Below are 5,323 nucleotides of genomic sequence, written 5' to 3'. Positions count from 1 at the left end.
AGTTCAGTCTATTTAACAGATAAGCTCGGCTGTCATTGCGAGTGTCAGCCCACTAAGTACACACGGAGTATTGCAATGAAAAAGATTCTACTAGCTTCACTAATCGGCCTTTCTTCTGCAACTATGGCAGCAAACGCAGCAGCACAAGAAGAGATCAAATTCGCGATGGAAGCGACGTACGCCCCATTCGAATACATGGATGAAAACAACCAAATCCAAGGTTTTGATGTGGATCTGGCGAACGCACTATGTAAAGAAATGGAAGCAAAATGCACCTTCCACAACCAATCTTTTGACAGCCTGATCCCTGCATTAAAATTCAAGCGCTACGATGCGGCAATCTCTGCAATGGACATTACTGAGGCGCGTTTGGAGCAAGTGAATTTCACGAATGCATACTATGACAACTCAGCAGCGTTTGTTTCTATCAAAGAAAAAGTGGCTGATCAAAAAGCACTAGAAGGTAAGCGTGTTGGTGTTCAAAACGGTTCAACACACCAAAGCTACCTGATTGAGCAAATGCCGGGCGTAACCGCGGTTCCTTACTCAAGCTACCAAGACGCGTTCATCGATATGAAAAATGGCCGTATTGATTCTGTATTCGGTGACACAGCAGTCGTAGCAGAATGGTTCAAGAAAGAAGACAACCTAGCTTACGTGGGTGAGCACGTCACTAACCCTAAATACTTCGGTAACGGTTTCGGTATCGCAGTAAATAAAGGTAACGACGAGCTAGTGAACAAGCTGAACACAGCACTGAAAACAGTGAAAGCAAACGGCGAATACGACGTAATCTACAACAAATACTTCGGTAAGTAATATGGCACTAACGGGTTACTCTTTATCGCTTGTTCAAGCTAGTTGGATGACTGTCCAGCTAGCCTTCACAAGCCTCTTAGTCGGTTTGATTCTGGCAGTGGTATTCGCCAGTGGTGAAATGTCTCGCCGCGTTTTCGTTAAATGGCCAATGACGGCGTTTGTGACGATTGTACGTGGCTTGCCAGAAATCCTTGTCGTGTTGTTCATCTATTTTGGTTCGACGCAGGTTCTGTTTTTAATCACCGGCGACTTTATTGAAGTTAGCCCGTTCTTGTCTGGCGTGGTGGCGTTGTCATTGATCTTCGCTTCCTACGCTTCTCAAACTCTACGTGGCGCATTAAAAGCCGTTGGAAGAGGGCAGAGAGAAGCAGCAAGTGCACTCGGCATCAGTCAAGCACACGCTTTCGTTCGCATTGTTTTACCACAAGCAGTAAGACACGCACTACCAGGTTTAACTAACCAATGGTTAGTTCTGCTGAAAGACACCGCGCTTGTATCACTGATCGGCGTGACGGATTTGTTGAAACAAGCGCAGCTAACATCTGCAGCGACGCATGAAGCGTTTACATGGTACGCAACCGCTGCGGTGATTTACCTAGGCATTACTTTGATTACACAACGTGCCGTCAAACTGATTGATAAGAAGTTCTCAATTCAAGGCATGAGCATGGGACAGGAGGCGACCGCATGAACGAACAACACGTTTGGCAAATGCTGGATGGCTTAGGCACTAGCCTCCAATTGACCGCCGCTTCCTTGGTTGTGGGCTGTCTTTTAGCTCTGATGATGACGCTGACTCTGATCCTACGTACTCCGGGTTTGCATTGGGTAAGTCGTGGCATCATCACCTTGTTCACAGGTACGCCTTTGCTGGTACAGATCTTCTTGGTGTACTACGGTCCGGGTCAGTTTGATGCCGTAAGAGAAAGTGTATTCTGGACATGGTTAAGCCAACCTTGGTTCTGTGCGATGTTAGCGCTAGCACTCAATACCGCTGCATACAGCACTCAGTTGTTCAAAGGAGCGTTTAACGCGATTCCTTCTGGTCAATGGCAAGCGTGTCGTGCATTAGGTATGAACAAAACCGCAACACTAAAAGTGCTGCTGCCATACGCTATTCGTCGTGCGGTTCCGGCTTACTCGAACGAAGTGATTTTGGTCTTCAAAGGTACGTCACTAGCAAGCACGATTACGATCATGGATCTGATGGGTTATGCGCAGCGCATTAACGCACAAACCTACGATACGTTGACGGTATTTGGTATTGCAGGCGCATTTTATTTAACGGTAAATGGTGTGCTAACTCTCATTTTCCGTCAGGTAGAGAAGAAAGCATTGGCGTTCGAAGCCGCATAAACCTTCAATCAACACTCATCATTTAGTTCCACAGTGCCTCTGCGAATGGCTCTCTTGCAGGGGCATTTTTTATATTCGTCATGGCAAATTCCTCAAGTTCCCCCAAACTTAATTCAACGCAATTGTATTGGTGGCACCATGGAAAGAAGACACTTTTTAGCGCTGTGGACATTGTTGTTCGCACCCTCTTTAAAAGCGACGACACCAATGCGGCCGACGCCAGCACAAGCAGAAGGGCCATTTTATCCAGTAGTGGATATTCCTCTTCGTCAAAACTTGATTCTGCAATCAGAGGGCTTGGTCGGTGAAGCTATCGTGTTGCAAGGTAAAGTCGTAGATACATCGGGAAACCCAGTTTCAGGCATCAAAGTAGAAATCTGGCAATGCGATGGGCAGGGGATTTACGATCACCCTAAGCAGCCAAATAATGATAAGTTTGATACTCACTTTGCAGGTTTTGGCGCGGTAGAAACTCAATCGGATGGTCGCTACTTATTCCAGACTTTGTACCCCGTGCCTTATGCCTCTCGTCCACCGCACATTCACGTTAAGTTGTGGCGGGATAACCAAGAGCTTCTGACCACTCAGTTGTACTTAAAAGGCAATACTGGTGATGAATGGTGGGGTGGCAAAGCCCGTGATTATCTACAGTTTGAAACCATACGAACCGACGGGCGATTAACTGGCCAATTTAACTTTGTGATTGGATAGCTAATCCGGTTAAGCCATTAACTCAACCAATTGCGCCAAGCATTCTTTATCCAGTGTCGGATGAGGCTCGACGCCCGTGACCAAAACGATATCCACGGAAGGTAGCGATGGCATATCGTCTAAGATCTTAAGATCCTCGCTAACGCTAATACTGCCCATCGCACCGATAGCCATGCCTGAACGTACAATTGCTCGTTGTGCAGAAGCCGTATTACAACACGCCAGTAGTTGATAAGGAGTGCCACGTTTGGTTAATCCGTCTACTGCTGCCGCATGGTATTTACAGTCGGTTTGGAATAGGGCGAGAGGGAGAGGTTGGGCGTTCTCAATGTCAAAATCAGGGTGAGCAATCCACACGCCTTTGTCGCTTGCTAGCCAGTAACCTTCCTCACTGTCCGGTGCTCTTGTCACAATAGCGGCGTCTAGCTTTCCTTCATCAAGTTTTTCTCTCAAGGTGATGCTTGGCTCACTGAAGACTTGAATTGAACATGTGGGCTCAGATTGCTGTAATACGCGGATGACTTTAGGCAGGATATTGTCGTTGTAATCCTCGGGGCAACCTAAGCGAAGAGGGCGCTTGTTTTCATAGCGCTTCACTTGTTTCAGTGCTTGATTGTGCAAGTTAACCAATAGTTCGGCGTGAGAGCGCAGTGCCAGTCCCGCTTCACTCAATACTAGGTTGCGACCTTCTTTTTCAAACAAACTGACGCTGAGTTCGTCTTCTAGCTTACGCATTTGAGCACTGAACGCGGATTGGGTGCGATTGATCTGCTTGGCTGCACGAGTGAAACTGCCCGTTTCGACAAAAGCAAGAAAGCTGCGCAACGCATCGATATCCATATCTAAAACTCATCCATCGTTTTTGTTGAAGTGTTCCATCAAAACTATCCGTTAGTCCCCTTAAATACAATCAGATATTATGGATGGGTACTCAAAACACGAACCGCATGGAGGCGTCATGAAACTGTTTATTGCTAATCAAAACTACTCAAGCTGGTCACTTCGCGCATGGCTGATCTTTTCTCAATTCAAACTGGATGTGAAAGTCACCAAGCTCAATTTATTCACAGAAGATTTTTATAAGACCTTGGAAGATATTACACCAACCGCGAAAGTCCCTACCTTAGTGGATGGTGACGCAACCGTGTGGGATTCATTAGCGATTTTGGAATACGTTAACGAGCAATACTTACAAGACAAAGCATGGCCAAGTAAGTCTGCAGAACGGGCTAAAGCACGCGCCATCGCATCAGAAATGCATTCGGGTTTCTTTAACTTAAGAAGCGAACTCCCAATGAACATCCGCGCACGCAGAAAAGTCGATCTAACGGATGGTGCGCGTAAGGATATTGCGCGTATTGATGCCATTTGGGCTGAGCAAGCCAAACTGTATCCCAACGGTTGGCTATTTGGAGAATGGTCGATAGCTGATGCTATGTATGCACCTGTGGCATTGCGTTTCCAAACTTACGGTATCGAGTTATCCGAAGGTGCCAAAGCTTACCAACAGAAGGTGCTAGCAAGTGAATCTTTACAGCAATGGTTGGAAGAGGCGAGCCAAGAAACGGATATCGTAGAAGAGGACGAGGCAGGGGAAGAAGTATAAGCGCATCTTGCGATCGCCTGTAGCAAGGGAAAGCATGACAAAGCACGCTTTCCTCTTCTAGGATGGTTGTAGTTTCCGGCGCGTTTAAGCTAGGTGTTCAACAATCGCTCTGCCTACGCCGTGTGCGCTCGTTGGGTTTTGACCTGTGATGACACGATCATCCACAATTACAAACTCTTGCCAAGGTTGCACTTTAGAGTAGCGCGCTGCGCTGCGTGCAAGAGATTCTTCCAATAGGAATGGGATATCGTTGATGGTGCCGAAGTCGATCTCTTCTTCGCGAGTGAAACCTGTCACTGATTTAGACGCAAGTAGCTTCTCGCCATTGCTAAGCGTGATAGGAAGAAGAGCGCCCGGACCATGACAAACTGCTGCCACAATACCGCCTTCTTCATAGTGTTTTGCGGAAATCTTGGCAAAATCTTCGTTGCTCGCTAGGTCTGAAAGAAGACCAAAACCACCCGGATAGAAGATCGCATCGTAGTTGTCACCGTTGATTTGTGACACTGGAATCGTGTTGTTGATGCGGTTCTGGAAATCATCATCCGCCAAAATTTTCTCGTTCACTGCGTCGCCTTCGATGTCGGTTCCGTACAGTGGTGCTTGCCCGCCTTTGATAGAGGCAATGTCGTAATCGAAGCCTGCACCCAGCAGTTCGCTAAGGGCATGAGTGAGCTCTGGCGCGTAAGTTCCGTTTGCTTGGTCAGTTTCACCTAGGGTCGCATGGTTCGTCACAATGATGAGTACTTTCTTCATGATGGTTTCCTTTTTGGCTTACGTGTATTTGTTGAACACCTTCATACTAATTGCTAAACAAATAAGTGATAATAC

The 5,323-nt window shown here is 46.9% G+C and carries 7 protein-coding genes; 5 read left to right on the top strand and 2 right to left on the bottom strand.

All coding sequences use genetic code 11. The features are described from left to right. Nucleotides 1–75: 75 nt before the first annotated feature. The 4 genes from CAG68_RS04370 to CAG68_RS04355 all read left to right on the top strand — a co-directional run bounded on the left by CAG68_RS04370 (nt 76) and on the right by CAG68_RS04355 (nt 2,886). On the top strand, nt 76–819 hold the full coding sequence (locus tag CAG68_RS04370; RefSeq protein ID WP_017634244.1) for an arginine ABC transporter substrate-binding protein: 744 nt from the start codon (nt 76–78) through the stop codon (nt 817–819). A gap of 1 nt (nt 820) precedes the next feature. After that, nucleotides 821–1,510 carry an arginine ABC transporter permease ArtQ gene (gene artQ, locus CAG68_RS04365; RefSeq protein ID WP_042521067.1) on the top strand — a complete coding sequence of 230 codons (690 nt, stop codon included), beginning with the start codon at nt 821–823 and terminating at the stop codon, nt 1,508–1,510. Beyond that, on the top strand, nt 1,507–2,175 hold the full coding sequence (gene artM / locus CAG68_RS04360; protein ID WP_005388569.1) for an arginine ABC transporter permease ArtM: 669 nt from the start codon (nt 1,507–1,509) through the stop codon (nt 2,173–2,175). Before artQ ends, artM begins: the two co-directional genes overlap by 4 nt. Nucleotides 2,176–2,313: 138 nt before the next feature. Beyond that, entirely contained in the window at nt 2,314–2,886 is a 573-nt protein-coding gene (locus CAG68_RS04355) for a protocatechuate 3,4-dioxygenase (RefSeq protein ID WP_161440825.1), read from the top strand. Between the two features lie 9 nt (nt 2,887–2,895). On the opposite strand, the gene CAG68_RS04350 is transcribed toward CAG68_RS04355, so the two are convergent. Continuing rightward, nucleotides 2,896–3,726 (bottom strand): LysR family transcriptional regulator, encoded by an 831-nt coding sequence (locus CAG68_RS04350; protein ID WP_054578998.1) that lies wholly within the window; start codon nt 3,724–3,726, stop codon nt 2,896–2,898. Nucleotides 3,727–3,844: 118 nt separating this feature from the next. On the opposite strand from CAG68_RS04350, the gene CAG68_RS04345 reads away from it, so the two are divergent. Continuing rightward, nucleotides 3,845–4,492, top strand: a complete 648-nt coding sequence (locus CAG68_RS04345) for a glutathione S-transferase family protein (RefSeq protein ID WP_054578997.1) — start codon at nt 3,845–3,847, stop codon at nt 4,490–4,492. 84 nt (nt 4,493–4,576) lie between these two features. Here CAG68_RS04345 and CAG68_RS04340 read toward each other — a convergent pair whose 3' ends face one another. Continuing rightward, the gene (locus tag CAG68_RS04340) at nt 4,577–5,248 is read right to left on the bottom strand and encodes a type 1 glutamine amidotransferase domain-containing protein (protein ID WP_054578996.1); all 672 of its coding nucleotides are present in this window, start codon (nt 5,246–5,248) and stop codon (nt 4,577–4,579) included. Between the last annotated feature and the right edge of the window lie 75 nt (nt 5,249–5,323).

It is taken from the genome of Vibrio sp. V42_P2S4T144, assembly GCF_009904715.1.
Lineage (GTDB): Bacteria > Pseudomonadota > Gammaproteobacteria > Enterobacterales > Vibrionaceae > Vibrio > Vibrio alginolyticus.
This window is presented reverse-complemented; position numbering and strand designations above follow the sequence as displayed.

What these genes read in the sequence shown, in the direction of transcription:
- artQ (WP_042521067.1), top strand. Translation starts at nt 821, where the DNA reads ATGGCACTAACGGGTTACTCTTTATCGCTTGTTCAAGCTAGTTGGATG.
- CAG68_RS04370 (WP_017634244.1), top strand. Translation starts at nt 76, where the DNA reads ATGAAAAAGATTCTACTAGCTTCACTAATCGGCCTTTCTTCTGCAACT.
- CAG68_RS04355 (WP_161440825.1), top strand. Translation starts at nt 2,314, where the DNA reads ATGGAAAGAAGACACTTTTTAGCGCTGTGGACATTGTTGTTCGCACCC.
- CAG68_RS04340 (WP_054578996.1), bottom strand. Translation starts at nt 5,248, where the DNA reads ATGAAGAAAGTACTCATCATTGTGACGAACCATGCGACCCTAGGTGAA.
- artM (WP_005388569.1), top strand. Translation starts at nt 1,507, where the DNA reads ATGAACGAACAACACGTTTGGCAAATGCTGGATGGCTTAGGCACTAGC.
- CAG68_RS04350 (WP_054578998.1), bottom strand. Translation starts at nt 3,726, where the DNA reads ATGGATATCGATGCGTTGCGCAGCTTTCTTGCTTTTGTCGAAACGGGC.
- CAG68_RS04345 (WP_054578997.1), top strand. Translation starts at nt 3,845, where the DNA reads ATGAAACTGTTTATTGCTAATCAAAACTACTCAAGCTGGTCACTTCGC.